The organism is Bacillus sp. JJ675 (assembly GCF_036963165.1).
In the GTDB taxonomy this organism is placed as follows: domain Bacteria; phylum Bacillota; class Bacilli; order Bacillales; family Bacillaceae; genus Bacillus; species Bacillus glycinifermentans.
In genome coordinates, this window is record NZ_JBALMR010000063.1 from 1 (window position 1) to 25,265 (window position 25,265).

24 protein-coding genes and 2 pseudogenes are annotated in these 25,265 nt (G+C 47.3%); 17 read left to right on the forward strand and 9 right to left on the reverse strand.

Features of this window, described 5'->3' with window-relative positions:
- On the reverse strand, positions 1-180 hold a 180-nt coding region (locus tag V7126_RS16300; RefSeq protein ID WP_335497716.1), incomplete at its 3' end, for a hypothetical protein.
- A 93-nt stretch (positions 181-273) separates the two neighbouring features.
- Positions 274-981, reverse strand: coding sequence for a class I SAM-dependent methyltransferase (locus V7126_RS16305; RefSeq protein ID WP_335497717.1), 708 nt, complete (start codon positions 979-981; stop codon positions 274-276).
- A gap of 149 nt (positions 982-1,130) precedes the next feature.
- Here V7126_RS16305 and V7126_RS16310 point away from each other — a divergent pair, with 149 nt between their 5' ends.
- Positions 1,131-2,528 carry a S41 family peptidase gene (locus tag V7126_RS16310; RefSeq protein ID WP_046129575.1) on the forward strand — a complete coding sequence of 466 codons (1,398 nt, stop codon included), beginning with the start codon at positions 1,131-1,133 and terminating at the stop codon, positions 2,526-2,528.
- Positions 2,529-2,567: 39 nt separating this feature from the next.
- Here the strand turns inward: V7126_RS16310 and V7126_RS16315 are convergent, their stop codons facing one another.
- Together V7126_RS16315 and V7126_RS16320 are read right to left on the reverse strand one after the other, a co-directional pair.
- On the reverse strand, positions 2,568-4,049 hold the full coding sequence (locus tag V7126_RS16315; protein WP_335497718.1) for a sodium:solute symporter family protein: 1,482 nt from the start codon (positions 4,047-4,049) through the stop codon (positions 2,568-2,570).
- Positions 4,049-4,252: a DUF3311 domain-containing protein gene (locus V7126_RS16320; protein ID WP_335497719.1), complete on the reverse strand. Its 204-nt coding sequence runs from the start codon at positions 4,250-4,252 to the stop codon at positions 4,049-4,051. Before V7126_RS16320 ends, V7126_RS16315 begins: the two co-directional genes overlap by 1 nt.
- A gap of 183 nt (positions 4,253-4,435) precedes the next feature.
- Here V7126_RS16320 and V7126_RS16325 point away from each other — a divergent pair, with 183 nt between their 5' ends.
- Positions 4,436-5,350 carry a ring-cleaving dioxygenase gene (locus V7126_RS16325; protein ID WP_335497721.1) on the forward strand — a complete coding sequence of 305 codons (915 nt, stop codon included), beginning with the start codon at positions 4,436-4,438 and terminating at the stop codon, positions 5,348-5,350.
- Positions 5,351-5,362: 12 nt separating this feature from the next.
- Positions 5,363-5,974, forward strand: coding sequence for an alpha/beta hydrolase (locus tag V7126_RS16330; protein WP_335497723.1), 612 nt, complete (start codon positions 5,363-5,365; stop codon positions 5,972-5,974).
- A gap of 35 nt (positions 5,975-6,009) precedes the next feature.
- On the opposite strand, the gene V7126_RS16335 is transcribed toward V7126_RS16330, so the two are convergent.
- The gene (locus tag V7126_RS16335) at positions 6,010-6,630 is read right to left on the reverse strand and encodes a nitroreductase family protein (protein ID WP_335497725.1); all 621 of its coding nucleotides are present in this window, start codon (positions 6,628-6,630) and stop codon (positions 6,010-6,012) included.
- 134 nt (positions 6,631-6,764) lie between these two features.
- Here V7126_RS16335 and V7126_RS16340 point away from each other — a divergent pair, with 134 nt between their 5' ends.
- The 3 genes from V7126_RS16340 to V7126_RS16350 all read left to right on the forward strand — a co-directional run bounded on the left by V7126_RS16340 (position 6,765) and on the right by V7126_RS16350 (position 8,226).
- Positions 6,765-7,094: a winged helix-turn-helix transcriptional regulator gene (locus V7126_RS16340; protein ID WP_335497727.1), complete on the forward strand. Its 330-nt coding sequence runs from the start codon at positions 6,765-6,767 to the stop codon at positions 7,092-7,094.
- Positions 7,091-7,837: an SDR family oxidoreductase gene (locus V7126_RS16345; protein WP_335497729.1), complete on the forward strand. Its 747-nt coding sequence runs from the start codon at positions 7,091-7,093 to the stop codon at positions 7,835-7,837. The genes V7126_RS16340 and V7126_RS16345 overlap by 4 nt, the downstream gene beginning before the upstream one ends.
- 71 nt (positions 7,838-7,908) lie before the next feature.
- Positions 7,909-8,226, forward strand: a complete 318-nt coding sequence (locus tag V7126_RS16350) for a hypothetical protein (protein ID WP_046129568.1) — start codon at positions 7,909-7,911, stop codon at positions 8,224-8,226.
- 85 nt (positions 8,227-8,311) lie between these two features.
- Here the strand turns inward: V7126_RS16350 and V7126_RS16355 are convergent, their stop codons facing one another.
- Together V7126_RS16355 and V7126_RS16360 are read right to left on the reverse strand one after the other, a co-directional pair.
- Positions 8,312-9,010: an expansin EXLX1 family cellulose-binding protein gene (locus tag V7126_RS16355; RefSeq protein WP_046129567.1), complete on the reverse strand. Its 699-nt coding sequence runs from the start codon at positions 9,008-9,010 to the stop codon at positions 8,312-8,314.
- 246 nt (positions 9,011-9,256) lie between these two features.
- Positions 9,257-9,712, reverse strand: a complete 456-nt coding sequence (locus V7126_RS16360; protein WP_335497732.1) for a spore gernimation protein GerT — start codon at positions 9,710-9,712, stop codon at positions 9,257-9,259.
- 93 nt (positions 9,713-9,805) lie between these two features.
- On the opposite strand from V7126_RS16360, the pseudogene rarD reads away from it, so the two are divergent.
- The 4 genes and pseudogenes from rarD (at position 9,806) to bshB2 (ending at position 12,078) form a co-directional block, all read left to right on the forward strand.
- Positions 9,806-10,695: pseudogene (gene rarD, locus V7126_RS16365) on the forward strand (EamA family transporter RarD).
- 73 nt (positions 10,696-10,768) lie between these two features.
- The gene (locus V7126_RS16370; protein ID WP_335497734.1) at positions 10,769-11,062 is read left to right on the forward strand and encodes a hypothetical protein; all 294 of its coding nucleotides are present in this window, start codon (positions 10,769-10,771) and stop codon (positions 11,060-11,062) included.
- A complete protein-coding gene (locus V7126_RS16375; RefSeq protein ID WP_046129563.1) occupies positions 11,046-11,396 on the forward strand; it encodes a YojF family protein in 351 nt (116 codons plus the stop codon). Before V7126_RS16370 ends, V7126_RS16375 begins: the two co-directional genes overlap by 17 nt.
- Positions 11,397-11,412: 16 nt before the next feature.
- On the forward strand, positions 11,413-12,078 hold the full coding sequence (gene bshB2, locus V7126_RS16380) for a bacillithiol biosynthesis deacetylase BshB2 (RefSeq protein ID WP_175075058.1): 666 nt from the start codon (positions 11,413-11,415) through the stop codon (positions 12,076-12,078).
- A 47-nt stretch (positions 12,079-12,125) separates the two neighbouring features.
- On the opposite strand, the gene V7126_RS16385 is transcribed toward bshB2, so the two are convergent.
- A complete protein-coding gene (locus V7126_RS16385) occupies positions 12,126-13,484 on the reverse strand; it encodes an MATE family efflux transporter (RefSeq protein ID WP_335497737.1) in 1,359 nt (452 codons plus the stop codon).
- A 1,040-nt stretch (positions 13,485-14,524) separates the two neighbouring features.
- Here V7126_RS16385 and V7126_RS16390 point away from each other — a divergent pair.
- The 6 genes and pseudogenes from V7126_RS16390 (at position 14,525) to odhB (ending at position 23,915) form a co-directional block, all read left to right on the forward strand.
- A complete protein-coding gene (locus tag V7126_RS16390; protein ID WP_335497739.1) occupies positions 14,525-15,820 on the forward strand; it encodes a C40 family peptidase in 1,296 nt (431 codons plus the stop codon).
- A gap of 111 nt (positions 15,821-15,931) precedes the next feature.
- Complete coding sequence (locus V7126_RS16395; protein WP_046129559.1) at positions 15,932-16,525, forward strand: superoxide dismutase family protein; 594 nt, start codon at positions 15,932-15,934, stop codon at positions 16,523-16,525.
- Between the two features lie 100 nt (positions 16,526-16,625).
- A complete protein-coding gene (locus V7126_RS16400) occupies positions 16,626-17,516 on the forward strand; it encodes an ATP-binding protein (protein WP_046129558.1) in 891 nt (296 codons plus the stop codon).
- Between the two features lie 10 nt (positions 17,517-17,526).
- Positions 17,527-19,411 (forward strand): annotated as a pseudogene (locus V7126_RS16405) (vWA domain-containing protein).
- Between the two features lie 382 nt (positions 19,412-19,793).
- Positions 19,794-22,628: a 2-oxoglutarate dehydrogenase E1 component gene (gene sucA, locus V7126_RS16410; protein WP_046129556.1), complete on the forward strand. Its 2,835-nt coding sequence runs from the start codon at positions 19,794-19,796 to the stop codon at positions 22,626-22,628.
- 15 nt (positions 22,629-22,643) lie between these two features.
- Complete coding sequence (odhB, locus tag V7126_RS16415; protein ID WP_046129555.1) at positions 22,644-23,915, forward strand: 2-oxoglutarate dehydrogenase complex dihydrolipoyllysine-residue succinyltransferase; 1,272 nt, start codon at positions 22,644-22,646, stop codon at positions 23,913-23,915.
- Positions 23,916-23,961: 46 nt separating this feature from the next.
- Here odhB and V7126_RS16420 read toward each other — a convergent pair whose 3' ends face one another.
- Complete coding sequence (locus tag V7126_RS16420) at positions 23,962-24,933, reverse strand: bile acid:sodium symporter family transporter (protein ID WP_046129554.1); 972 nt, start codon at positions 24,931-24,933, stop codon at positions 23,962-23,964.
- A gap of 180 nt (positions 24,934-25,113) precedes the next feature.
- Here V7126_RS16420 and V7126_RS16425 point away from each other — a divergent pair.
- On the forward strand, positions 25,114-25,265 hold a 152-nt coding region (locus V7126_RS16425; protein WP_335497794.1), incomplete at its 3' end, for a hypothetical protein.

Consider the following 25,265-nt stretch of genomic DNA (forward strand, 5'->3'; position numbering starts at 1 on the left):
TCCCCAGCCTCCCCACCAGCCGTAGCCGTAACCGGGAGCACCTCTTCTGATCATCGGGGAGATAAATACTTTTTGCGGCGTGACGCGGACGATTCTGCCGACATGGACGCGGCCCCTTCTATCAGTGATTCTGGCCACTTTGCCGACATTCTGATTGCAAATTCTATAGTAACGCTCCATTTACATGCTCCTTTCATCTAGTATGCTCTCTATTTCAGCATATGGCGCAATTGATAGAAAAGGTTGGACGAAAGAAGCAAGACAAACGCTGGTTTATGGACGGCACACAAAAATAATAGGATTGAGAGCCCCCTGATATGTTGCCAGCAGTTGCTGATGTTTTTCCATTGTTTTATAGTTTTTTTCCGGAATGTCAGGCGACAGGTTCATCTCTGTCACGCTATCTTCAGGATCGGCTGCCTCCAAAGCAGCGCCGATCGTCTCGATCTGCGAAAAACCGGAACCGCGGAGTACGCGCAGCCATTCGTCTTCCGTGTACAATGCGGTAAATCCGTAAAAATCGCTGATTTCTTTTTTCTCTTCCTTTGAAAGACTGTCATCAGCGAGAGACACTTCAATACAGACGAGCTTTCCGTCAGGCTTCAAAATCCGGCGGATTTCCGCGAGTGATGAAGCAATGTCTGTAAAGCTTAATACGGATTCCGACAATACACAGGCAAAGCTGTCAGATTCAAACGGCGTTTTTTCAATTTGAGAATGTACGACAGGGATGGACAAGTCTTCATCCGCAAATCTTTTTTTCGCTTTACAGATCATGACCGCGTCTGAATCAAGAGCGGTCACAGGAAACAGAAGATGTCCCAAGTATGCTGCGGTCTGGCCCGTACCGCAGCCGGCGTCAAGAATCGGGAGTTCAGGATCGATATCGGCTTTGGCGAGGACGGCCTTCGTCAGCGCCATGCCGCCCGGATGAGCGCCGGAAACGCCGAAATAAGCCAGCATGTCTAAATAATCGCTCAAAATTAAATCCCTCCTTTTTGTATGCATATGCGACATAAACATATCGGTTTAACGCCGGGGGGCCGGAAATCGCCCAATTTCAAGTAATCCGAGTTGACGAATAAAGAATCGTCCGTGATAATATGGTAAGAAGAAAAGGTGGTGTTCGTTTGAAACAGCAGTTAAAACTATTTTTGATCGTACTCGTTACGGCTGTCGCCGCATCGGCGCTCACGCTTTTTATAGTGGGCAAAGGGAACGGCGGATCCGCTTATTCCTCGGCGGACAGCGAAAAATTTGAGAAGCTGATGGCCGCTTACGACAAGATCAAGAGCGATTATTACAAAAAAGCCGACGATGAAAAGCTCACAGACGGGGCGATAAAAGGAATGCTTGAGGCTTTGGGTGATCCATATTCTACATACATGGATAAAAAAGAAGCGCAGTCTTTCGAGGAAAGCATTACTTCTTCTTTTGAAGGAATCGGCGCCCAAGTGGAAGAAAAAAATGGACAAATCTTAATCGTCGCGCCGATAAAAGGCTCCCCCGCAGAAAAAGCGGGCTTAAAGCCGCATGACGAAATTCAGAAAGTCGACGGCAAAAGCGTCAAAGGAAAGACCGTCAATGAAGCAGTTGCGATGATTCGCGGCAAAAAAGGCACGGATGTCAAGCTTGTGCTGAAAAGGGAAGGCGTCGGTGAAATCGATGTCACCATTAAGCGGGATACGATACCGGTCGAAACGGTTTATTCAAAAATGATCGACGGCAATATCGGTGAAATCCAAATCACGTCATTCTCTGAAAATACGGCAAAAGAACTGACAAAAGCGATTGACGATTTGACCGAAAAAGGAGCGAAAAGGTTCGTTTTAGATCTTAGAGGAAACCCTGGCGGTTTAATGGATCAGGCGATTACGATGAGCAATCTGTTTGTCGACAAAGGCAAGACGATTATGCAGGTGGAACCGAAAAACGGAACGAAAGAAGTATACAAAGCCGAAAATGAACGCAAAGTGACCAAGCCGACCGTTGTCCTTGTAAACGGCGGAACGGCGAGCGCGGCGGAAATTATGGCGGCAGCACTTCACCAGGCTTCAGGCATCCCGATTGTCGGCGAAAAAACGTTCGGAAAAGGAACCGTCCAAAATGCGGAAAACTTCTCTGACGGATCTACCGTGAAGCTGACGATCGCCAAGTGGCTGACGCCGAACGGAAACTGGATTCATGAGAAAGGGATCGAACCGCAATACAAAGCCGAGCTTCCTAGCTATGCCAAACTGCCGTATCTCGATCCAAAGAAAAAGTATCAGTCAGGCAGCACGGGTGACGAAGTGAAAGTTGCCCAAAAAATGCTGAAGGCTCTCGGATATAATGTAAAACCAACGGGCTCGTTCGACGATCAGACGGTTCAAGCCGTTAAAGCGTTCCAGAGCGATCAAAAGCTCAAAACGACAGGAATCATAACCGGAGAAACGACGAGCGGAATGACGGTAAAGCTTCAGGATAAGCTTTCAAAACACGATACACAGCTCGAAAAAGCGATCGAGATCGTCAAAAAGGAAAAATAAACAAAACCCTTACGCTTTTAAAGGCGTAAGGGTTTTTCATTAGGCGCTTTTTTGTACATTGTTCTTCTTGTCAAACAGATAGCTGATGACGGAATTCGATTTTACGCGTTTTACGAACAGCGGATTAAGGATCACGACGGACAGGAGGTTGGCCGCAAGTCCCCAGAAGCCTTCGTAAATCCCGAAGGATGCCTTGGTCGAATACACCGTAAATGTAACGGCAAGGCCGATCAAAAGTCCGATGATGGTCGCTTCTTTTGTCTGATTTCTCCAGAATAAGCTGATGACGATCGCCGGGAAAATCTGCACCATGCCGGATACGCCGAGGAGCTGAAGCGTCACAAGCGCCGCCGGGAACAGCATGCCGAATATAAGCGCAAGGCCGATGACGACGAATACCATGGAACGGGTGACCAATGTCAATTTGCTCCCTGACACACCGGGATTGATCAAATCACGGTATAAATTGTTGGCAAACAAATTGGAAGCGCCGATCGCCATAATCGAACACGGAATGAGACTCGCCAGGGCGATGGTTGAATAAGCAAGGCCTTGGGTGACACCTCCGTAAGAGCTTTGAATCAAATAAAGCAGCGCAAGTCTCGGATTGATGCTGTCCGGAAGTACGAGAAACGCGATGAAGCCGAGAAAGATCACCAAAATCAGCACGATGTTGTAAAGCGGCAGAAACATGCTGTTTTTCCTGAGGGCATCGGCGCTGTTCGCCGTGAATACCCCTGTTGCCGCATGCGCCCACATAAATAAAGCGAGGGCGGACACGATGGAAGCGGTGATGAACCAGGAAATCCCTTTCGGACCGTCTGCAGGAATCGTCAGCATGTGCGGCGCTTCACTTGCGAGCTTTTCAATCATAGGCGTCCAGCCGTTGAAATGGATGAGCGGCAATGAGACGACCATAAACAGCATCATCACCCAAACTAAAATATCTTTTATAATAGCGGTATATGTAGGCCCTTTGATGCCGCTGAAAAACGTATAAAGCGCGACAAGAATAAAAGAAATGATAACGACGGCTTTGACGTTGATATAACCTGTTCCCGCGACCTGAAGCGTATCCTGAATTCCGCTGAGCTGCAGGCAAATGTACGGAATCAGCATCAGGACGCCGACAATCGCGACAAGCGATGACAGCAATTTGCTGCTGAAGCGTTCTCTCGCGTAATCGGCGAGCGTCGTTAATTTATGCTCCTTTGCGACATGCCACAGTTTCGGCAGAAAGAAGTATGCGATAAAATACGCCAAAACCGAATAAGGGATCGCAAAGAAAGCTACGCTTCCGCCCGTAAAAGCGGTGCTTGTCAATCCTAAAAATGTGTAGGCCGTGTATAAGTCGGCACCGACGAGGAACCAAACGAGAAGCCCTCCGAAACGCCTGCTTCCGACAGACCATTCTTCAACCGATTTGCGCGACTGCTTGTTGCTGCCGGCAAGAAAACCGATACAGACAACGGTCAGGATAATGCCGGCCGTTATCAAAAGCGCTGTTACATTTCCTTGCATTATTCATAACCTCCGTTTTTCTTTTCCAATTTATAAACAGCAACCGTAATCACTGGCGTCACAACGATCCATAATGCGAGCCAAAAATGGAAAAACGGAAGCCCGAACAATATCGGCTGGATCCTGTTTACGAAGGGAAGCAAAGCAAGCTGGCCGATAAAAGGGATGATGAATAGAATGAAAATGAAAAACCGTTTATTCACCTTTTTTCCTCCTTGAACGATTTTAATGTTCATTATCATAGCAGTTGTCAGATTCAATCACAAGATAATTATTAGAAAAAAGTGATTTTTTAAATTATTAAAACAATATATCTGCCTTGCAGAAGCGGAAAAATAACATTACAATAATTAATATCTTGAATTCGAGATAAAAGGAGAATCACGATGAAAACAAAAGGACTGCACCATGTCACGGCATTTGCGAGAGACCCTAAAGTGAACCTGTCATTTTATACGGAGGTATTGGGTCTGCGCCTCGTCAAAAAAACGGTTAATTTTGATGATCCCGGCACCTACCATTTTTACTTCGGAAATGAGACCGGCGATCCAGGCACGATTTTAACGTTCTTTCCGTTCCAGGGAAGCATGAAGGGTACGGTTGGAAACGGACAGGCGGGAAGGATTGATTTAGCGGTTCCGAAGGGCGCTCTTCCCTTCTGGAAGAAGCGGCTCGCAGATCTCGGCATAGATGTTCGGGAAACCGTGCTTTTTAAGGAGAACGTGCTTCTTTTTCAAGATGCTGAAGATCTTCAGCTTTCCATCACAGAAGACGGCGAAAGCGGGCAAAACACGCGGGAAGCGGCAGGCATCCCGCCGCATTATGCGATCACAGGCACAAAAGGTGTGACATTGAACAGCTACCGGCCGGAGGCGACGATCCGTTTTTTGGAGGAGCAATTCGGCTATCGGAAAGCAGGCGAAGACGGGGATTACGTCCGGCTGGAGATCGGCGGAACGATCGGAAACCGCCTGGATGTCAAAGTCAATGGGCAAACGAGGGGCATCGGCGGTTACGGCACGATTCACCACGTTGCTTTCAGAACGACCCGAGAAGAACAACAAGAATGGAAAAAGCTGCTTCAAGAAAGCGGATTTTCTGCCTCGGAGATTCTCGACCGCCAATACTTCACGTCGATATACTTCAGGGAACAAGGCGGCATATTATTTGAAATGGCGACAGATGAGCCGGGCTTTCTCGTTGACGAAGGCCTCGCGGATCTCGGGACATCGTTAAAGCTGCCGGACTGGCTTGAACAGCACCGCCGTCAAATCGAAGGCGTTCTTCCAAAATGGGAATAGGGGGGAGTACGAATGAACCACATATTTGAAAGAGGGCAATCAGATGTTACACTGCTGCTTTTGCACGGAACAGGAGGGAACGAACACGACCTTTTGCCGATCGGCCGCATGGTCGATCCTGATGCCAATTTGCTAGGCGTCAGAGGAAATGTCCTGGAAAACGGCATGCCGCGCTTTTTTAAGCGTCTGAGAGAAGGCGTTTTTGATCTGGAGGACTTGTTCGAAAGGACGGACGAGCTGAAAGCCTTTCTTGATCAGGCTGCCAAAGAGCTTGAATTTGCCAGGGATAAAGTGGTGGCGATCGGATATTCAAACGGCGCCAATATCGCCGGAAGTCTGCTGTTCCGCCACGGGCAGGCGCTAAAAGGTGCCATCTTGCATCATCCGATGGTTCCGTTCAGAAACACCGCGCTCCCCGATATGACGGGGGTGCCGATATACATCGGCGCAGGAAAGATGGACCCCCTCTGCCCGCCGGATGAAACAAAAGAGCTTGAGAGCTTATTCAAAAAGGCCGGGGCGGATGTTTCGCTTTATTGGGAAGACGGCGGACATCAGCTTACACATCGGGAAATCGAACAGGCAAAAAGCTGGTATGAAACACATATAAAAGCAAAAAAATAAACCTTAGTCCTTCAAGGACTAAGGTTTTCTCTATGTTACAGCCATGTTGAAACTTCTGAAACTTCGAAGCGGGTGCTCTTGTGAGCCGGCTTGACCGGTTTTCCGATCGAAATCAGCATGACCGGTACATAGCGATCATCAATTTGAAATTCTTTAACAAATGCCTCTTTGTCAAAGCCTCCCATTGCGCATGTGTCATAGCCTTTTGCTTTCGCGGCGATCATCAGCTGCATAGCTGCGAGCGATGCGTTTGTAAAGGCGGCGTCTCTGGCAAAAGCGCTGCTTTGGTAGGCCCCGTTAATTTGGGAAAGCAATGTGTTTTTAATGTCCTCTGTCATAAATCCAGCTTCTGTTAAAGGACCGTAAACGGCTTCACCGTTCAAATTCGCCTTTAGGTCTCCCAATACGGCGACGACTGCGGATGCCTGGGAGACTTGCTTTTGATTGTAGGCGATCGGAAGCAGTCTGTCTTTTGCTTCCTGGCTGTGGAATACGGTAAAATGCCAATGCTGAAGGTTCCAGGCTGACGGAGCTTTCGTCGTGACGGAAAGCAGATCTGTCAGTTCCTCTTTTGAAATGGAGACTTTTGTGTCATATTCTTTAATCGAAGTACGTTCTGTCAATACTTTAATCGTGCTGTTTTCTGATGCAGACATGTGACTTCCTCCTTTGGGATAAACGTGTTATGATAGAGTCAGATAAAAAGTTAGAAACTTACTTTTTGTAACTTCAAAGAGTATTCTAATGTTTCAACTTATATTTGTCAACAGGATATGGAGGGGTGAGAGAATTGGGGTTTACAATGTGTCCTAAAATGGAAGCCGCCTTTTCTTTGCTCGGCAAAAGATGGAATGGACTGATCATTCATGTGTTGCTGGATGGACCGAAACGGTTTAAGGATTTAACCGAGATGATACCGATGATCAGCCAAAAAATGCTGGCTGAACGTTTGAAAGAACTGGAGCATGGTGAAATTGTCGAAAGACAGGTTCTGCCTGAAACGCCTGTTAAAGTGATTTATCAATTGACGGAAAAAGGCAATGCGCTCGAACCTGTTTTAAAAGAGATACAAAATTGGGCTGAACATCATTGTGATGCAGAAGGGGGACGCGAGCAGTGACCGGAAAACAAGCTGCGGTTATTACCGGAGGTGCAGGAGGAATCGGAAAAGAGCTTGTCGCAGCATACGCAAAAAAAGGCTATGACGTGCTGTTTGCCGATGTTCTGGAAGAACAGGGCAGGCAATTGGAACACAAACTGTCTGCATCCGGATTGCAGGTTCAGTTTGTACCAGCGGATGCAGCGGAAGAAGAGGACGTCAGACACCTGATGGATGAGGCTGTCAAAAACGGCCGCACGCTTTCCGTTCTGATTAATAACGCCGGAAAATCGGTCTGGAAATCACCGTATCATCTGACATCTGAAGAATGGGACGATGTCTTGAACGCCAACTTGAAAAGCGTGTTTCTCTGCTCTAGGGAAGCGGCAAAAAAAATGAGGGAGAACGAAAACGGGGGCGCCATTGTCAACATGTCTTCGACGAGAGCTTTTATGTCTGAACCGGACAGCGAAGCCTATGCTGCGTCAAAAGGCGGGATCATTGCTTTAACCCATGCTCTCGCTGCGTCGTTAAGCAAGGATTCGATCGTGGTCAACAGCATTTCCCCGGGATGGATCGAAACAGAGCATTATGGCGGGCTGCGAGACATTGATCACGAGCAGCATTTTTCCAACCGGGTCGGCCATCCGCTTGATATCGTCAAAGCATGCTTTTATTTAACCGATCCGGACAACCGGTTTGTCACCGGTACGAACGTAACGGTTGACGGCGGAATGACCAAAAAAATGATCTATGAAGAATAGCCGGCGCCCAAGCGTTTCCCAGCTTTATGAATACCTTGGCTATAGGCAGACATAAAGGAGGATAAATGCCGATGTACCCTCATATGCTTTATGGATATTCGAGATCTTACCCTGCCGCATATCCGGCGCGGTCTCCGTTTTTCTGGATCGGAGCGCCGCTGATCGGCGGATTAATAGGCGGATTTCTCGGAAGCGCGCTTTTTAACTTTCCAAGGCCGTACGCATATCCGCCTTATGCAGGCTATGGAGGGCCAGTGCCGTACGCGGGCTATGGAGGAGCACAGCCCTACGGAGGTGCCATTGCACCCGCGTCTTCCTACGGCGCCGCACCATACGCAGCGCAGCCTTACCAAGGCGTTCCAGGCGGAGTTGTTCCATACTATCGATAAAAAATGAATGTTCCCAAGTTGTTAAAGCCAAACGGCGGCCTAAGCGCGGGATGTTCCGCCCTCAGGCCGCCGTCTTGCTGTCTATTTAGTCGGGAAACTGGACCTTGCCGGAAACCATGTATGCTTCTGATGTACCGTTTTCGGGAAGCTTTGGTATCGTGTCTTTCACGACTTTTCCGCGGATATCGGTGATTCTCACTTTCAGAGAGCCTGTCCCTAAATTGGTGCTGACGAAATGGTTGTAGTCCGTCTTCTCCATGTTGATCCACTTTCCGCCTTTGTAGTATTCCATTTTCATGACAGGATACTTGTGGTTTCTCACTTGGATCGCCGCCCACCACCGGCTGCTGCCTTCTTTGATCCGATATGTGAAGTTGCCTTTGATTGGCGCTTTGACGACACGCCATTTAATGTTGATTTTTCCGTCTTTCATATCGCCGATTTCCCGGAAGGCGTTAGGCGACAGGTCGAGGGCGCCGGGTGCTCCTTCAGGGTACAGGTCGGTGACGTAGACGGTCGTTTTTCCTTTCGGCCCTTCCACTTGCAGGTAGGCGCCGGCCAGAGCGGCTTTTACGCCCTTATAGTTAAGATCGGTCGGGTTTAACGCAGTGATCTTCATATTGGAAGGGATGGGGTCAAGAAGCAAAGCTCCTCCCGAATAGCCTGATCCCGTATAGGTTGCATAGCCTTTGTGAAGGTCGTTGTATGCAGCCGAAGCCTGCGGTGAAAAACAAAGGATTGTCAAAACGATAGTGCTGATAAAAGTGATGATCTTTTTCTTCATATACATCCTCCTTTAATTGAGAATCTTTATCATTATAACGGCCGGCCGGTACGGATCGAAAGAGGAAATAGATACATAGATTTTTTAAGACGGATAGACTACAATATACAAATCAAAGGGCATGGTTTGAAATGGCCAGGCAAAAGAGATGATAGACTGGAAGCGCTAGTGTTAATATGATTTAGTGGACAGCGGTAAAGGATGACGGCAAAGAAAAACGGCCCGCTTTTTCCAAACCGGCCGTTTTCAATACGTAATCTCGACTTCAGACAGGTTGAAGTCTTCATTTTTCAAAAACATCACCTCTAAAATGCCGTCCTTAAATACGGCTTTTGTACCTTTTCTGCGTACAAGAGAGGGGAGAATGACTTTTTTGTGCTGCCCTGTTTCAGGGTAGTTTTCTATGATCAGGGTTTGTGAAGTATGTTTAATTTTCAGGGGGTTAAGCTGTTCTCTTGTAAGCGGAATTTTAACGAATATGTGGCTGGTCGTTTCAAAGACGTCAATCTGTTCGGTTTCGTCTGCTGCCGGCGTTTCTTTTGCAAGAGGGTCACGAAAAGGAAACTGAGCCGAGTACCCCGGTCCAAAAACGCTTTTCATTACTTGGTTAATATAGTGTTCAACATCTTTCGGATCGGCGTTTTTTAAGCCGTCTTTGGAAAATGGCTGCTGAAAAGGAAAAAAGCGTTGCCAATCAAACACAGGTCACACTTCCTTTCTCATAGACGGTACAGTATATGCCTCTGAGATAAAAAGCGTGCGACGTGATGAAGGAAGAAAGGAAGAGGATGTATTATGAATCATTCAACTCAAACGAAAGGGATTATGTATACGGCATGTTCTTATTTGCTATGGGGGCTGCTCCCTTTGTACTGGAAAGTTCTCGAACAGACAGCAGCCCTTGACATACTGGCTCACCGCATCATCTGGTCGTTCGTCTTTATGTGCGGCGTTCTGCTGTTTTTGCGGCAGTGGAAAGACGGCATCACCGCTTTCCGGGCGCTTCTCGGAAACAGAAAAGCCCTTGTGACGCTGATATTTTCTGCCTTGTTGATCACAGCCAATTGGTATGTCTACATATGGGCGGTAAATCACGGCTATATTCTTGAAGCGAGTCTCGGCTATTATATCAATCCGCTCGTTTCCATTTTGCTCGGGATCGTCTTTTTGAAGGAAAAACTGTCGCGAATGCAGACTGTAGCAGTTCTCATTGCGGCTGGCGGCGTATTGATTTCTGCTTTTCAATACGGTTCTGTGCCGTACATCGCGCTTGCACTGGCTTTCAGTTTCGGCCTTTACGGTCTGGCCAAGAAAAGAACGCAGCTTTCGAGCGCCGTCGGGCTGACACTGGAAACGATGGTTATCGCACCCGCAGCACTTGTCTATTTNNTATCGGAACGGTGATTTTGCTGTTTTTGGCCGGCGTGCTGACTGCCATACCGCTTCTTTTATTTGCAGAAGGAGCGAAAAAGCTCCCGCTGTACCAGGTCGGAATTTTGCAGTATATTGCGCCGACGATTACGCTATTCTTAGGCATTTTTGTTTACCATGAACCGTTCAGCAGCGAAAAAGCGTTTACGTTTTCATGCATATGGGCGGCGCTTGTTTTGTTTACCATGTCCCAGTTCAAATGGAAAAAGCAATCAAAGGTATTTCTCAAAAGAAAAAAATCGTATCATTCATAAGCCCTTTTTCTTTTCAATAACCGCTGATCATGTATAATAAAACATTATTGAATGGATTCGGAGGCGGTCCGTCATGGAAAACGAAACCGAACTGTTTCACTCATATCTGACCCTCTGGAAAAACCGGACGGTGCATGGAGACCGGAAGAGAGCGCTCGATCAGGCCATCGATGATGAACTGAATGACCTCAGAACCCATCCAAGGCTCAGAAAAACGAGATTTGAAAAATATGCTCAGGCCGTTCAGCGGATTATCTCATCCCCCTTGGAAGCGGATATAAAGCTTGAGCTGATTGCACGCCATACAGAACGTTTGCAATTATTAACAAATAAAGAAAGCAGGGAGTCATATGAAAGCAATCAATAAAGAAGATGTCCAAGCTTCTTTACAGACATTTTTAGATGAGCCGGTCTATATTCATTTGGAAACAACCACCGGATCATATTCGGCTCATAAAAATGAACAGAACATGACGGTCGTTGCATTTATCCGGAATGCAAAAGTCGTCTGCTCCCGGGCGAAAATCACGGGAAGCGGGCCTTACCGGGCGGGCTTGAAAACAGAAGAAGGCTGGATTTACGCAGAGGGCCTTACAGATTATACGATTGATGACGAAGGAAGGCTGCTCCTCGCCGGCCATTTACCAGGAGGCAAGCTTGCCATTTCACTTCAAATCAGCAAAAAGCCATTTGCAGTCTAAAAAGAAGGTGTTATAAATGAAAAAACATTTACTTGTCATCCTGCCGCACCCTGATGATGAATCGTTCGGAGTGGCGGGTCTAATCGCTTTAAACCGAAAAGAAGGGATCCCCGTGACTTACGCTTGCCTGACGCTTGGAGAAATGGGCAGAAATATGGGAGATCCGCTGTTTGCCAATCGCGAAACGCTTCCTCTGCTCAGAAAGCAGGAATTGATGGATGCCTGCAAGGAAATGGACATACAAGATTTACGTATGCTCGGGCTCCGCGACAAAACGCTCGAATTTGAAGATGAAGACCAGCTGGCGGACAAAGTGGAGGCCGTAATCGATGATGTAAAACCGAGCCTGATCGTGACGTTCTATCCCGGCCACGGCGTCCATCCGGATCATGACGCCTGCGGAGCGGCGGTCATCCGCGCGCTGTCCAGGAAAAAGAAAGAAGACAGGCCGCGGGTGTTATGCATGGCGATCACACACCACAGAGAAGAAGCACTTGGCAAGCCTGATGTCGTTCTCGATATCAAAGAAGTGGCTGATATTAAAATGAATGCGCTAAAAGCGCACAAGTCACAAACTGGCGGCATGCTGAAAGAGATTGAGAAAAAAATAGCAAACGGTGAGCCTGTCGTTGAAACATGGTTTGAAAAAGAATCGTTCTGGACATATCAATGGGACGATTAATGAGAAAAAGGTATAGAGCTTAAACATGCTCTATACCTTTTTTGGCTTTATGCACTGAGCTTCATGATCAAACGGTTTTGAATGATCCTGAGTCTGAGGAAAAGTCCGACGGCTCCAGCGGCAAGGCCTGTGATCAAGCCGATCCAATATCCGTATGCTCCGAAGGAAGTATAGGTGCCGATGACAAAGCCGACGGGAAGCCCTATGATCCAATAGGAAACCAGGGCTGTGACAAGCGTGTAGTTGACGTCTTTGTATCCTCTGAGCGCTCCTTGAATGGGTGCTGCGATTGCGTCTGAAAGCTGAAAAAACAGGGCGTACAACAAAAAGTGCTTCGTTAGGGACAAGACCGCGGGATCTTCAGTATACATACCGGCGATTTGCTGTCTGAACAACAAAATCACAAGAGCGGTGAACAGCGAAAATCCGACTGCCATCGAGATGCCCAAGTAGCTGTAGGCCTTTGAATCCTGAAAGCGCTTTGCCCCGGCTTCAAAGCCGACGACGATCGTCAATGCCATCGACACGCTCAGCGGCAGCATATAAAGAAGCGAAGCGAAATTCATCGCCGCCTGGTGGGAGGCGATCGTCACGGTATCAAAGTGGCTCATCAGCAACGTAACTGCCGCAAAAATACTCGTTTCAAAGAAGATGGCAAATCCGATCGGAAGCCCGATCTTCAAGAGGTTCAAACATTCTGAAAGGGAAAATGAATAGAACGTCCCGAAAATCTTAAACTGGTAAAACAGCGTTTTTTTATGAACGATCAATAAAGATATGAGACAGATGCACCAATACGTCAATGCGGATGCCAAACCGGCGCCGGCTCCCCCCATTTTTGGGAATCCGAGCTTTCCGAAGATAAATAGAGCATTTAATACAAAATTAATCGGAAGAGCGCACAAGGTGATCAGCATCGTCACCCTCGTTTTGCCGAGCGAATCAATGAACGAACGCATCACGTTATACACAAACAGCGGCAAAATGCCGAGTCCAAGATATGACAAGAAGTGTTTCGCGATGAGCGATACCTTCTCATCGAGCTGAAGCCGTTCCAGGATCGGATCAACCAGGAAAAAACCTGAAATCATAACGATGAGACTGATGATAATTGCTACGTAAATCGCTTGAATCACAGTGTAGGGGACTTTCTTTTGCTGTTTGGCCCCCATCAACTGAGCGACGGTCGGAGTCACCGCCGTCAAAATGCCGGCCAGTCCCGTATACACAGGCGTCCACAAGCTCGACCCGATCGCAACGCCGGCAAGATCCGCAGCGCTGACCTTGCCGGACATCACCGTATCGAGAAACGTGATCAAAGAAAGTCCGGCCTGTGTGATCAAAATCGGAATTAAAATCGTAATAAACTGCTTTGCTTTTTCCCTTAAATCCTTTGTTTCCCTCATATTTGCTCCCCGTTTCTTTTGGATAACGAGAGAAATTATAACACGTTATGTAGATAATGCAACAAATGCCTATTCAATCCTTCGTCTTCTTTGTTTTTTTAAACATTTGCACATAAATAAAGGAAAGGGAAATCACTCCGAGAAAAGAACATAAATATTGGAAAATTTTTTGGATTGCCATATCATTACCTCCTCTTTATTAGGATGTGAAAGAAGACCGGAAAAATACATATAAAATGGAAAAAATAAGATATGTAGATCTTTTTATCTATTTTAAAAGGGAAGATGTAAGGTTTTTAGTTGTGCAAACCCATTTTTTATTCGCTCTTGCTGGATACAAGGGACTAGAATCGAAGATTGTAAAAAGCCGGATGGTCTAAAAAAAGATACGCCGAATTCCGGATGAAGGCAAAAAAATTGTATGATAAAGTCAATTTATAGTTTCAAGAAGGAATTTTATGAGGAAAAATAGAAATGTATGGAGGAACAACATCATCCGGAGTCTTTCTGCCGGATCATAGATCCCAATGACCGGTTGATGTTCCGATGAATGCATACGACATGAAAATCATCGCCCTCATGTGACGATCCACGAATCTTTTGCCAAAGTCAAAAAATCATCGCCCTAAAAACATCTGCACAGCAACCCGAATAGCATAGGCGCTTATTCAGCCTGTCTGTCCCATACGTGTTTCTGTCAACCCTTGCAAACTGTGTTTCACAGGCGGCACTTCCTTCTTTGAACATGTTTTCAGCACGAACACCGATTTTCGGCACTGAATTGAATTCAAAAAAGAAGAACATTGATTTTTGTCAATGATTCTTTGCTTTTGCATTGAAAAACTATTAAAAAATATCAGAATCAGCCGATACAAATCGTGAATTGCATTTTTGCTTAAGAGCGAAAACGGGGGTCTCGTCCGCTAAGCAGACTTAAGTGATCGAACCACTTGTCTTTATCGGACGGCGTTTTAAGCAATGACAAAATGTAATGGATACATAGAGAGAAAAGCGAAAAATGAGGCGGGAGGTTAAAAGGTATGAAGAAGAAGATAGCAGTAGGTTTGGCGGCCTCTGCAGTCGTTGGAACTTCGCTTGCTGCGTCACCGGCGGAGGCCCAGACGATCAAGGTGAAGAGCGGGGACTCGCTGTGGAAGCTTTCAGCTCAATACAACACGAGCGTTTCCGCACTGAAATCAGCCAACAATCTGTCATCAACGGTGATCTATGTTGGACAAACCTTGGAGATTCCAAATGGAAAGTCGGAAAGCAGCAGCAAAAAACCGGGTTCTACGAGCTCAAGCAAAAATTCTGCAAAGACCACTTACACGGTTAAATCAGGAGACTCTCTCTGGCTGATCGCCAAAGACTACAAAACGACCGTTCAGGAAATTAAAACGTTAAACGGTTTGAGCAATGACATGATTTATCCGGGCCAGAAGCTTGTGATTAAAGGAGCAGCCAAAAACACAAGTTCCAGCACGAACAAAAAGTCTTCATCGTCAAGCTCGGGCTCATCATCAAGCTCAAGCAGTTCAAGTAAATCAAGCAGCACGTACACAGTCAAGCTGGGCGATTCTTTATGGAAAATTGCCAATAACTTGAACATGACGGTTGCCGAGATTAAAACGCTGAACAACTTGAAGTCGGATACGATTTACCCAAATCAAGTCCTCAAAGTAAAAGGGACTTCTACAAGCGGAAGCAAAACGTCGTCTTCAAGTTCTTCATCGGGCAAAAAGAGCTCAAACAACAGCTCAAAAACGACAACTTATACAGTTAAGGCCGGCGACTCTTTATGGAAGATTGCCAACTCGATGGGTGTGACGGTTCAAAGCATCAGGGAAGCCAACAATTTAAAGACAGACGTGTTACAAGTCGGCCAAAAGCTGAAAATCTCAGGCGGAACGAAATCAACGCCGTCAAGCTCTCCATCTAAATCTTCAAGCTCTTCAAAAACGGGCACTTCGTCAAGCGCGAAGGTGGAACGGATGATTGACGAGGCTGAAAAACAGCTTGGCGTTCCTTACAGATGGGGCGGAAACAATCCTTCCGGTTTTGACTGCAGCGGCTACATCTATTATGTGCTCAACAAAGTCACATCCGTTTCCAGATTGAGCGCGGCCGGATATTGGAATATCATGACGCCTGTCAGCACGCCTTCAAGAGGGGATTTCGTTTTCTTTACGACATATAAAGCAGGCCCTTCCCATGTCGGAATTTATTTAGGAAACAATAAGTTCATCAACGCCAATGATTCGGGCGTCACCATCAGCGATATGAACAATTCATATTGGAAGCAGCGCTATCTCGGAGCCAAACGCTATCCCTTCTAAAAAAGCCATTTTTATGGCTTTTTTTTGTGCATCGGTCCCCTCAGTGTTGAAGGTTTATCAGATCCTGCCGTTGTCTACACTAGATGAAAAAAGCCAAAGGGGGACCTTGCGATGCATCGATTGTCCAAAGTGCTGCTTGCATGCGTTTTTGTATGCGTGACATCGGCATGCGCACAGCAAAAAGAGCCTGCTCAGGAGAAAAGCGAACACGAGCATGCGGAAACATTTGAACCGCTCACACAGCCGATTAAGGTGCAGCTGATGAAACGGGACGGAAAAGAGACCGGTTTTATAGAAGTTTCTGAATCTGCATCAGAGGGCGTTGATATAAGAGTTAGCGCCCATGATCTGCCGCCTGGGCTGCTTGCTTTTCATATCCATGAAACAGGCCGGTGCAAAAGGCCTGATTTTGAAAGCGCCGGCGCTCACTTCAATCCCGCGCAAAAGGAGCACGGCTTCAACAATCCGAAAGGGCATCATGCCGGGGATTTGCCGAATATTGAAGTCGGGGCTGACGGCAAAGTCGATGTCATTGTCAATGCACCTGACGTTACGTTGCATAAAAACAGCAAGTTCAGTCTGCTTGACCAGGACGGAAGCGCATTTATCATTCATGAGAAACAGGATGATGATTTAACGAACCCGTCCGGAAACTCAGGCGACCGAATGGTTTGCGGCGCCCTGTCAAATGACGGCAAATCATAATGTTCCGTTCATCAGGCAGAAAGTATATCTATTGAGGAAACAGAAGAGTGTTTAGTATACTTGATATAGAAGACGCTTTTTAGAAAGGAACATACCACGAATGAAATACGACCTACACGAACTAGAGCTGCCTGAAAAAATAAAGGAGCGGCTGAGAGAGTCCGCCAGCCGGCCTGCCGGACAGGAATTTCAGTCATTGATCGGAAAGCCCGGCTATCAAGCTGAGGATAACGCCGTCCTAAATGATGGGCTGATCGCGCTGTCCCTCGGAAAAAATGTGCTGCTGAAAGGACCTACAGGCTCCGGGAAAACAAAGCTTGCGGAAACGTTGTCCGCCTATTTCCAGAAGCCGATGCACAGCGTCAACTGTTCTGTTGACCTTGATGCCGAGGCGCTTGTCGGCTATAAAACGATTGAAAACACAGAGGGACGCGCATCCATCGAATTTATCGAGGGGCCTGTGACAAAGGCGATGAAACACGGGCACTTTTTATATATTGACGAAATCAACATGGCAAAGCCGGAAACCCTGCCGATCTTAAACGGTGTGCTTGATTACAGGAAAACGATGACAAACCCGTTCACCGGCGAGGTCGTCAAGGCAAAAGACGGTTTCGGCGTCATCGCGGCGATTAATGAAGGCTATGTCGGAACAGTCCCTTTAAACGAGGCATTAAAAAACAGGTTTGTCATTATTGACGTTCCGTATATTAAAGGCGACCTGCTAAAGCACGTGCTTGAAACACAGTCTGAATTAAAGGATGAGAAGCTGCTCAGCCGGTTTGTCACTTTGTCTTCGGACTTAATGACACAGGCGCACAACGGTCAGGTGTCCGAAGAAGCTGCATCGATCAGGGCTCTTTTGGATACTTGCGATCTTTCAACTTACATTCCGCCGCTGCGCGCGATCGAACGGGGCATCGTGGAAAAGCTTGACGATGAACGCGAAAAAGCGGCTGTCCGCAATATTGCCCAAACTTTATTTGAATGAGGGTTCTTTCATGAAGTTTATTAAATTTAACGACAGCAAGATCGACTCACTCTTGTTTATGGAGCTGACGGATCTGGCGAAGACGCTTGCTAAAAGCGATCAGGTCGAAGTGGAATACGGCGTTCAGTCCTATTACAACCCGTTTGAGAAAAAAGTCTATATGAGTCATTTCTGGAAGGACCGCGCTCACGCGGACATGGTCGCCGGGCTGAAGAGCGATGTGTACCTGCGTTCTGTCGGTACCCGCTACAGCTCGATGAAGGACTTCGCAAAGATGCTCGGTGACATCCGTCATTTTCAGTTTAAGAGTTTTGCAAAACAATTGTTTATGCTTTTTGAGGATGTCAGAATTGAAGAATGCATCAAAAAAGAACGTCCAGGAACAAAAAGCGTGTTTTTCAAGCGGAGAAATATGTACCGGAAGCATTTTGCGACACAGCTGACGCTGAATCTGGAGCGGAGCATTTTTACCGATGCTCTGTTTTGCGCCATTTATCTGAAGCTTACGGCGGAGTCGCCGCTTGAGGGCATCCCGCATATCCATGAATCGATTGATCCGCTGAAAGGGTTCATCGAACAGCAGCTGAGCCGCGTATATGAAGCGCGGTCAACCGGGGATATCGTATCAATCGTCAGCCTGTTGATGGAAGGCTTTGAAGAAGTTCTTGAAAAGGATATGTTGAACACCTACTTCTTTTTCCCGGAGCTCGGGTACGAACAGGTTGATGAAGAATTCCTGTTTAACGATTTGAAAGCGAAGCCGAAACTAAGCGAAGATTTGACGCTGGATGAGAATAGCGAAGGGGACGAAGAAGTCCTAGATGAGGAAATGCCGACATGGCACAGAGAAACGGAAGCGCCGGCCAAAAGCTTCCTTCAATTCGACTTGGAGCACGGCGCGAAAACCGATATTGCGGGAGGCGCATTGAGGGAAGGCGAAGACGGCGATCAAGCGCTCGGCGCAGTTCAGGGAACGGCGAAACAGACGAAAAGAAAAGATTACTCAAAGCTTGAATCCCTTGAATCTGTCCAGGACGAGCCGAATGCGGGCGGAACACCGGAAGGAAAGGAAAACCGCTACGCCTTCCCGATTTTTAAAACGCCTGAAAAACCGACAAACGAAGAAGTCTTGGACTATCAGGAGCAGGCAAAGACGGTCGAATCGTACCAAAAGCGTCTGAAGCAAATGATTCAAAAAACGCTGGAGCACAAAAAAACGCTGCCGANNCAAGCTGCTTCGCTACTTTACGGAACGGAATCCGCGTCTTTTTTACAAAAAGCAAGAAAACTCGACAGAAATCGATGCCGTCTTTACATTGCTGGTGGATTGCTCCGCCAGCATGCATGACAAAATGGCCGAGACAAAACGGGGCATCGTGCTGTTTCACGAAGCGCTTAAATCCGTATCCGTCCCCCATCAGATCGTCGGGTTTTGGGAGGATACGAATGATGCGACAGAAACAAGTCAGCCGAACTACTTCCATACAGTTGTCCCTTTTAGGGATTCGTTAAAAGAAGACGCAGGGCCCCGCATCATGCAGCTCGAACCCGAAGAAGACAACAGGGACGGCTACGCGATCAGGCAAATGACGAAAATGCTCGTTCAAAGAAGCGAAGAGCAAAAATTCCTGATCGTCTTTTCAGACGGGGAGCCGGCCGCCTTCAATTACGAACAGAACGGAATTGTCGATACGCACGAAGCGGTAATGGAAGCGAGAAAAAGAAAGATCGAAGTGATCAACGTATTTTTATCGAACAGCGAAATCGAAGAATCGCAAATCAAAACGATTCAGGATATGTACGGAAAGTACAGCCTGTTCGTCCCTGATGTCGATCAGCTTCCTGACGTGCTGTATCCGCTCTTAAAAAAGCTGTTGAACAAAAGTATAAGATAGGCATGACAGATGGCTGCATTGTTCGCGGCCATCTGTTTTTATTGCCGGCATGATCGATAAATCATCCAATTTTTATTATCTTCATCAACTATAATTTTTGAAATTTATTTTCCTGGAACAAACGTCATCACATACAGACGGAAAGGTGAAATATGGATAAAGTGCAAAACAGACGCGGTCTGAATGTTCTAAATTATAAAATTCTTTATTTTTCAAGACGATTTTTTAATTTTATTTGAACAATCTGTGTAGAAACAAAGGAGAAACAGTGGTAAAATGAACGTGGAAGCGTTTTTATTACATATTTCTGGGCAAAGGGTTCAGAAGATATATTAAGATAGTGAATCATTCACTTGATTATTAGGTTGGGGGTAATGTTCAAATGTTTCAAAATAGTATGAAACAAAGAATGACTTGGGAAGAATTTCACGGTCCGAACCTCGGCTATGTGCTGGAGCTCTATGATCAGTATGTCAAGGATCCGGAGAGCGTCGATCCTGACGTGAAAGAGATGTTTGACGGTCTCGGAGCTCCCCCGGGTGACTTAAGGGCCGCCTCTGAAAGCAATGAAGGGGCGCATTTCACGGCAGAATCTATCGAAAAAATCGCATCCGCGGTAAAACTCGCAGAAGATATTCGAACCTATGGCCATTTAAACGCTTCCGTCAATCCTTTGAGAAAAACGCAAGAAAAACAAGAGCTTTTTCCGCTTGCTGAATACGGTCTGACCGAGCAGGATGTGGAAAAAATCCCGGCATCGGTGATTTGCAAAGATGCCCCAAAAGAAGTAACGAACGGTTTAGAAGCCATCCAGTACTTAAGGAACACATACAAAAAATCGATCTCTTTTGAATTCGACCATGTGCATATTTTTGAAGAGCGCAATTGGCTGATGAAGAAGATCGAATCGGGGGAATTATTCGCACCGAAAGCGAAAGAGAAATTAGTAGACGTCTTAAGAAGGCTGACAGAGGTTGAGGGGCTTGAACAGTTTTTGCACAAAACGTTTGTCGGGCAAAAGCGCTTCTCGATCGAAGGGCTTGATGCGCTCGTGCCTATGCTGGATGATATGATCGCCAAGTCGGTTTCCCTCGGTACGACGAACATCAATATCGGAATGGCGCATAGGGGACGCCTGAACGTATTGGCCCATGTGCTCGGAAAACCGTACGAAATCATTTTTTCCGAATTTCAGCATGCTCCGAACAAAGATCTCGTCCCTTCTGAGGGATCGATCGGAATCAGCTACGGCTGGACGGGGGATGTAAAATACCATCTCGGTGCAAACCGCCAGATTCAGGATGAAGAGACAAAGACGGCGCGGATCACCTTGGCGAACAATCCGAGCCACCTTGAATTCATCGATCCGATTGTAGAGGGCTCTACAAGGGCAGCACAGGAAACGAGAACGGAGAGCGGCTATCCGGTTCAAGACGTCAAAAAATCGCTGGCGATTCTGATCCACGGCGATGCTGCGTTCCCGGGAGAAGGCATCGTCGCTGAAACCTTGAACCTCAGTCAGCTGAAGGGCTATCAGGTCGGCGGAGCGATCCACATCATCGCCAACAACATGATCGGATTTACAACCGAAAGCAATGAGTCGAGATCGACGAAATACGCGAGCGACCTGGCCAAAGGTTTCGAAATTCCGATTGTCCACGTCAACGCCGACGATCCTGAAGCCTGCCTTTCAGCGGTTCAGCTTGCAGTCGAGTACCGTATGACTTTCAACAAGGACTTTTTGATCGATCTGATCGGCTACCGCCGCTTCGGACACAATGAGATGGATGAACCGTCGGCGACGCAGCCGATGCTGTACGATGCGGTCAGAAAGCATCCGACGGTCAAAAATATTTTTGCAGAAAAGCTCATCGATAGGGGAGTTATTGAAAAAGAGGCCGTTCAACACATTCAAGACTCGGTCATGAAGCGTTTGGAAGATGCGTACCGAAAAGTGCCGGCGAAAAAGGAAGACATGGCGCATGAAATCGTTCCGCCGGAGCCGGTTTCAAACGGGTTCCCGTTTGTCGACACATCCGTTGAATTTGACATTCTGCGCAAAATTAACGAAGAGCTGATCGCATGGCCGGAAAGCTTCAACGTGTTCGACAAGTTAAAGCGAATCCTCGAAAGGCGCGCCAAAGCGTTTGAAAATGACCGGAAAGTCGATTGGTCTTTGGCCGAGGCGATGGCGTTTGCGTCCATTTTGAAAGACGGCACGCCTGTAAGGCTGACCGGCCAGGATTCAGAACGCGGCACATTTGCACATCGGAACCTTGTTCTTCATGACAGCAAGACAGGGGACGAATTCATCGCCCTGCATCACCTTGCAGATACAAAAGCGGCATTTGCGGTTCACAACAGCCCGCTTTCTGAAGGGTCTGTCCTTGGCTTTGAATACGGTTATAACGTTTCTTCGCCGGAAACGATGGTGATCTGGGAAGCGCAGTTCGGAGATTTCGCGAACGCAGCTCAAGTATATTTTGATCAGTTTATTTCTGCAGGCAGGGCCAAATGGGGGCAAAAATCCGGGCTTGTCGTCCTGCTCCCTCACGGATATGAAGGGCAGGGACCTGAGCATTCGAGCGGCAGAACGGAGCGATTCCTCCAGCTTGCAGCGGAAAATAACTGGACTGTCGCCAATCTGACAAGCGCGGCGCAATACTTCCATATTTTAAGAAGGCAGGCGAAAATGCTGCTGCGTGAGGAGATCCGCCCGCTCATTATCATGACGCCGAAAAGCCTGCTGAGAAATCCGAACACCGTTTCAGAAGTACAAGAGCTGACAAACAGCAGCTTTAAGCCTGTTTACGAAATGTCCGGTCTTTCTCATCAGTATGAAAAAGTGACACGCCTCGTCCTTTCAAGCGGCAAAGTCTCAATCGACATCAGCGATTTCTTTAACAAGATGGAAGGCGACAAAGACTGGATCCATATTGCCAGGGTCGAAGAACTTTATCCATTCCCTGCAAAGCATATTAAGGAGGTCTTTGGCAAACTGCCGAACTTGGAAGAAATCGTTTGGGTTCAGGAAGAACCGCAAAATATGGGGGCTTGGAATTACATTGAGCCTTATTTAAGGGAAATTGCCCCTAAAGACGTTAAAGTGCGCTATATTGGAAGAAGAAGACGTTCAAGTCCGGCAGAAGGGGATCCGACGGTTCATAAGAAGGAACAGGAACGCATTGTATCTGAGAGCTTGACTCGCAAAAACTAAGGGGGAACTGTAAAAATGGCGGAAATTAAAGTACCTGAATTAGCGGAATCAATTTCAGAAGGAACGATAGCCCAATGGCTGAAACAACCGGGAGATTACGTGGAACAAGGGGAATTCCTGCTCGAGCTGGAAACCGACAAAGTCAACGTTGAATTGACGGCAGAACAGTCCGGAGTGCTTCAGGAAGTGCTGAAAGACTCCGGTGACACGGTTCAGGTCGGTGAAGTAATCGGAACGATTGCAGAGGGCGAAGCAAAAGGAGGCGGTGATTCCGCACCACAGGCTGATGCCAAGAAGAACGCAGAGGCTTCCGGAGAAAAGCCCGCGCCGGCGCAAGAGAAAGCCGAAACGACGGATCAAGCGAAAAGCCGGGAAGAGGCTGCGAAAACAAGAACGATCGCTTCTCCTGCTGCCAGAAAACTGGCCCGGGAAAAAGGCATTGATTTATCGGAAATTCCGACTGGCGATCCGCTCGGAAGGGTCAGAAAACAAGATGTTGAATCCTATCAAAAGAACGAGCAGCCGCCAAAAGCTCCGGCCGCGCCTAAACCTCAAGGAAAGGCCGCAAATGCCGAAAATTCTGAAAAACCGGTTGAACGGCAGAAAATGTCCCGCCGGAGACAAACGATTGCCAAACGCCTCGTTGAAGTTCAGCACACCGCCGCTATGCTGACGACTTTTAACGAAGTGGATTTGACGGCAGTCATGGATCTCAGAAAACGCCGCAAAGACCAATTCCTGGAGCAGCACGATGTGAAGCTTGGATTCATGTCCTTCTTTACGAAAGCCGTCGTGGCTGCCCTGAAAAAATACCCGCTTCTCAACGCGGAAATTCAAGGCGACGAGCTTGTTATCAAAAAGTTTTACGATATCGGAATCGCGGTCGCCGCTCCTGAAGGTCTTGTCGTCCCAGTCGTTCGCGATGCGGATCGAAAAACCTTTGCAGATATCGAAAGAGACATCGCTGAGCTGGCGAAAAAAGCGAGAAGCAACAAGCTGTCTCTCGGCGAACTTCAAGGCGGATCCTTCACGATTACAAACGGGGGAACGTTCGGATCGCTGCTGTCGACTCCGATTTTGAACAGCCCGCAGGTCGGAATTTTGGGTATGCACAAAATCCAGCTGCGCCCTGTAGCCATCGATGAAGAGCGCTTTGAAAACCGTCCGATGATGTACATCGCTTTATCTTATGACCATCGGATCGTTGATGGAAAAGAAGCGGTCGGCTTTTTAGTCACCGTGAAAAACCTGCTCGAAGATCCTGAGCAGCTTCTGTTAGAGGGATAAAATCAAAAAAAAGCTTTGGCCGCATGAGCGGCCAAAGCTTTTTTGTTTATGAAACGGCGGAAGATTGCGAGGTTTCGGACGCATTCTTCTGCTTCTTTGCTTTTGTGGCCCAGTAAGTCGCAAGCCATGAACCTGAAAGGTTGTGCCAGACGCTGAACACCGCGCTCGGCACGGCAGACAGCGGTGAAAAATGAGCGGTTGCCAGCGCCGCCCCAAGACCCGAATTTTGCATGCCTACTTCGATTGAGACGGCTTTTTGCGAAGCATAATCCATCCTGAAGCATTTTGCCAGCAAAAAGCCGAGTAGCAGTCCGAGCCCATTTTGAAGGACGACAACCGCAAAAATCAGCAGCCCGGATTGAATGATATTGTCCCGATTGCCGCCGACGACGGCCGCAACGATCGCGACAATCCCGATGACCGACACGAGCGGAAGCACCTGCACCGCTTGTTCCACTTGTTTTTTAAAGATAAACTGGACGATCAGTCCGAGAATGATCGGGAGCAGTACAGCCTGTAAAATCGAGACAAATAACGATGCGAAGGATACCGGCAGCCATTCTTTTGCGAAGAGCATAATGAGAAACGGTGTCAAAACAGGCGCCAGCAATGTTGAAATCGTCGTGATCGCGACAGACAGCGCCGTATTTCCCTTTGCCAAATAGGTCATGACATTTGAGGCGGTCCCGCCGGGGCAGCAGCCGACTAAAATGACGCCGACGGCAATGTCAGGCGGAAGGTTGAGTCCGTAAGCCAGCGCAACAGCAGTGAGGGGCATGACAGTAAATTGGACGATCACGCCGATTACCACGTGAAGGGGTTTTCGCAGCAGTTCTTTAAAATCGTCCGCTGACAGGGTCAGCCCCATCCCAAACATGATGACGCCGAGCAGAATCGTAATATAAGGGCTGATCCATGTAAACTGCGAAGGAAATGCAAACCCGAGCACCGCAAAGAGGATCACCCATATGGCAAAGGTCTTTCCTGTAAATTGACTGATTTTGACTAAATAATTCATTTGTCCAGCTCCTTACTGTGCAGAAAATCTAACAAAATTCGTGTCCTATTATTATAATTAATATTCTGAATAATTCAACACCGAAAAAATACACGGCCAATAATTTTATTATGTAAACTAAAAGAATTATTCGAAAACTTGACGGATTCAGAAATCGTTTTTAAAATGATACTTTGTAGCATGATTTGCAGGGTTGTCCTGAGAAGAAGAGGTGCTTTAGTGGAAAATAATCAAAATTCATGGTCATCAAAGCTTGGCTTTATTTTAGCTTCAGCCGGCTCGGCAATCGGGCTCGGCGCGATATGGAAGTTTCCTTACGTTGCCGGAACAAG

Excerpts from the sequence above, each read along its gene's own strand:
- V7126_RS16315 (WP_335497718.1), bottom strand. The coding sequence starts at position 4,049 with ATGCAAGGAAATGTAACAGCGCTTTTGATAACGGCCGGCATTATCCTG.
- V7126_RS16325 (WP_335497721.1), top strand. The coding sequence starts at position 4,436 with ATGAAAACAAAAGGACTGCACCATGTCACGGCATTTGCGAGAGACCCT.
- V7126_RS16330 (WP_335497723.1), top strand. The coding sequence starts at position 5,363 with ATGAACCACATATTTGAAAGAGGGCAATCAGATGTTACACTGCTGCTT.
- V7126_RS16335 (WP_335497725.1), bottom strand. The coding sequence starts at position 6,630 with ATGTCTGCATCAGAAAACAGCACGATTAAAGTATTGACAGAACGTACT.
- V7126_RS16350 (WP_046129568.1), top strand. The coding sequence starts at position 7,909 with ATGTACCCTCATATGCTTTATGGATATTCGAGATCTTACCCTGCCGCA.
- V7126_RS16355 (WP_046129567.1), bottom strand. The coding sequence starts at position 9,010 with ATGAAGAAAAAGATCATCACTTTTATCAGCACTATCGTTTTGACAATC.
- V7126_RS16370 (WP_335497734.1), top strand. The coding sequence starts at position 10,769 with ATGGAAAACGAAACCGAACTGTTTCACTCATATCTGACCCTCTGGAAA.
- V7126_RS16375 (WP_046129563.1), top strand. The coding sequence starts at position 11,046 with ATGAAAGCAATCAATAAAGAAGATGTCCAAGCTTCTTTACAGACATTT.
- bshB2 (WP_175075058.1), top strand. The coding sequence starts at position 11,413 with ATGAAAAAACATTTACTTGTCATCCTGCCGCACCCTGATGATGAATCG.
- V7126_RS16385 (WP_335497737.1), bottom strand. The coding sequence starts at position 13,484 with ATGAGGGAAACAAAGGATTTAAGGGAAAAAGCAAAGCAGTTTATTACG.
- V7126_RS16390 (WP_335497739.1), top strand. The coding sequence starts at position 14,525 with ATGAAGAAGAAGATAGCAGTAGGTTTGGCGGCCTCTGCAGTCGTTGGA.
- V7126_RS16395 (WP_046129559.1), top strand. The coding sequence starts at position 15,932 with ATGCATCGATTGTCCAAAGTGCTGCTTGCATGCGTTTTTGTATGCGTG.
- V7126_RS16400 (WP_046129558.1), top strand. The coding sequence starts at position 16,626 with ATGAAATACGACCTACACGAACTAGAGCTGCCTGAAAAAATAAAGGAG.
- sucA (WP_046129556.1), top strand. The coding sequence starts at position 19,794 with ATGTTTCAAAATAGTATGAAACAAAGAATGACTTGGGAAGAATTTCAC.
- odhB (WP_046129555.1), top strand. The coding sequence starts at position 22,644 with ATGGCGGAAATTAAAGTACCTGAATTAGCGGAATCAATTTCAGAAGGA.
- V7126_RS16420 (WP_046129554.1), bottom strand. The coding sequence starts at position 24,933 with ATGAATTATTTAGTCAAAATCAGTCAATTTACAGGAAAGACCTTTGCC.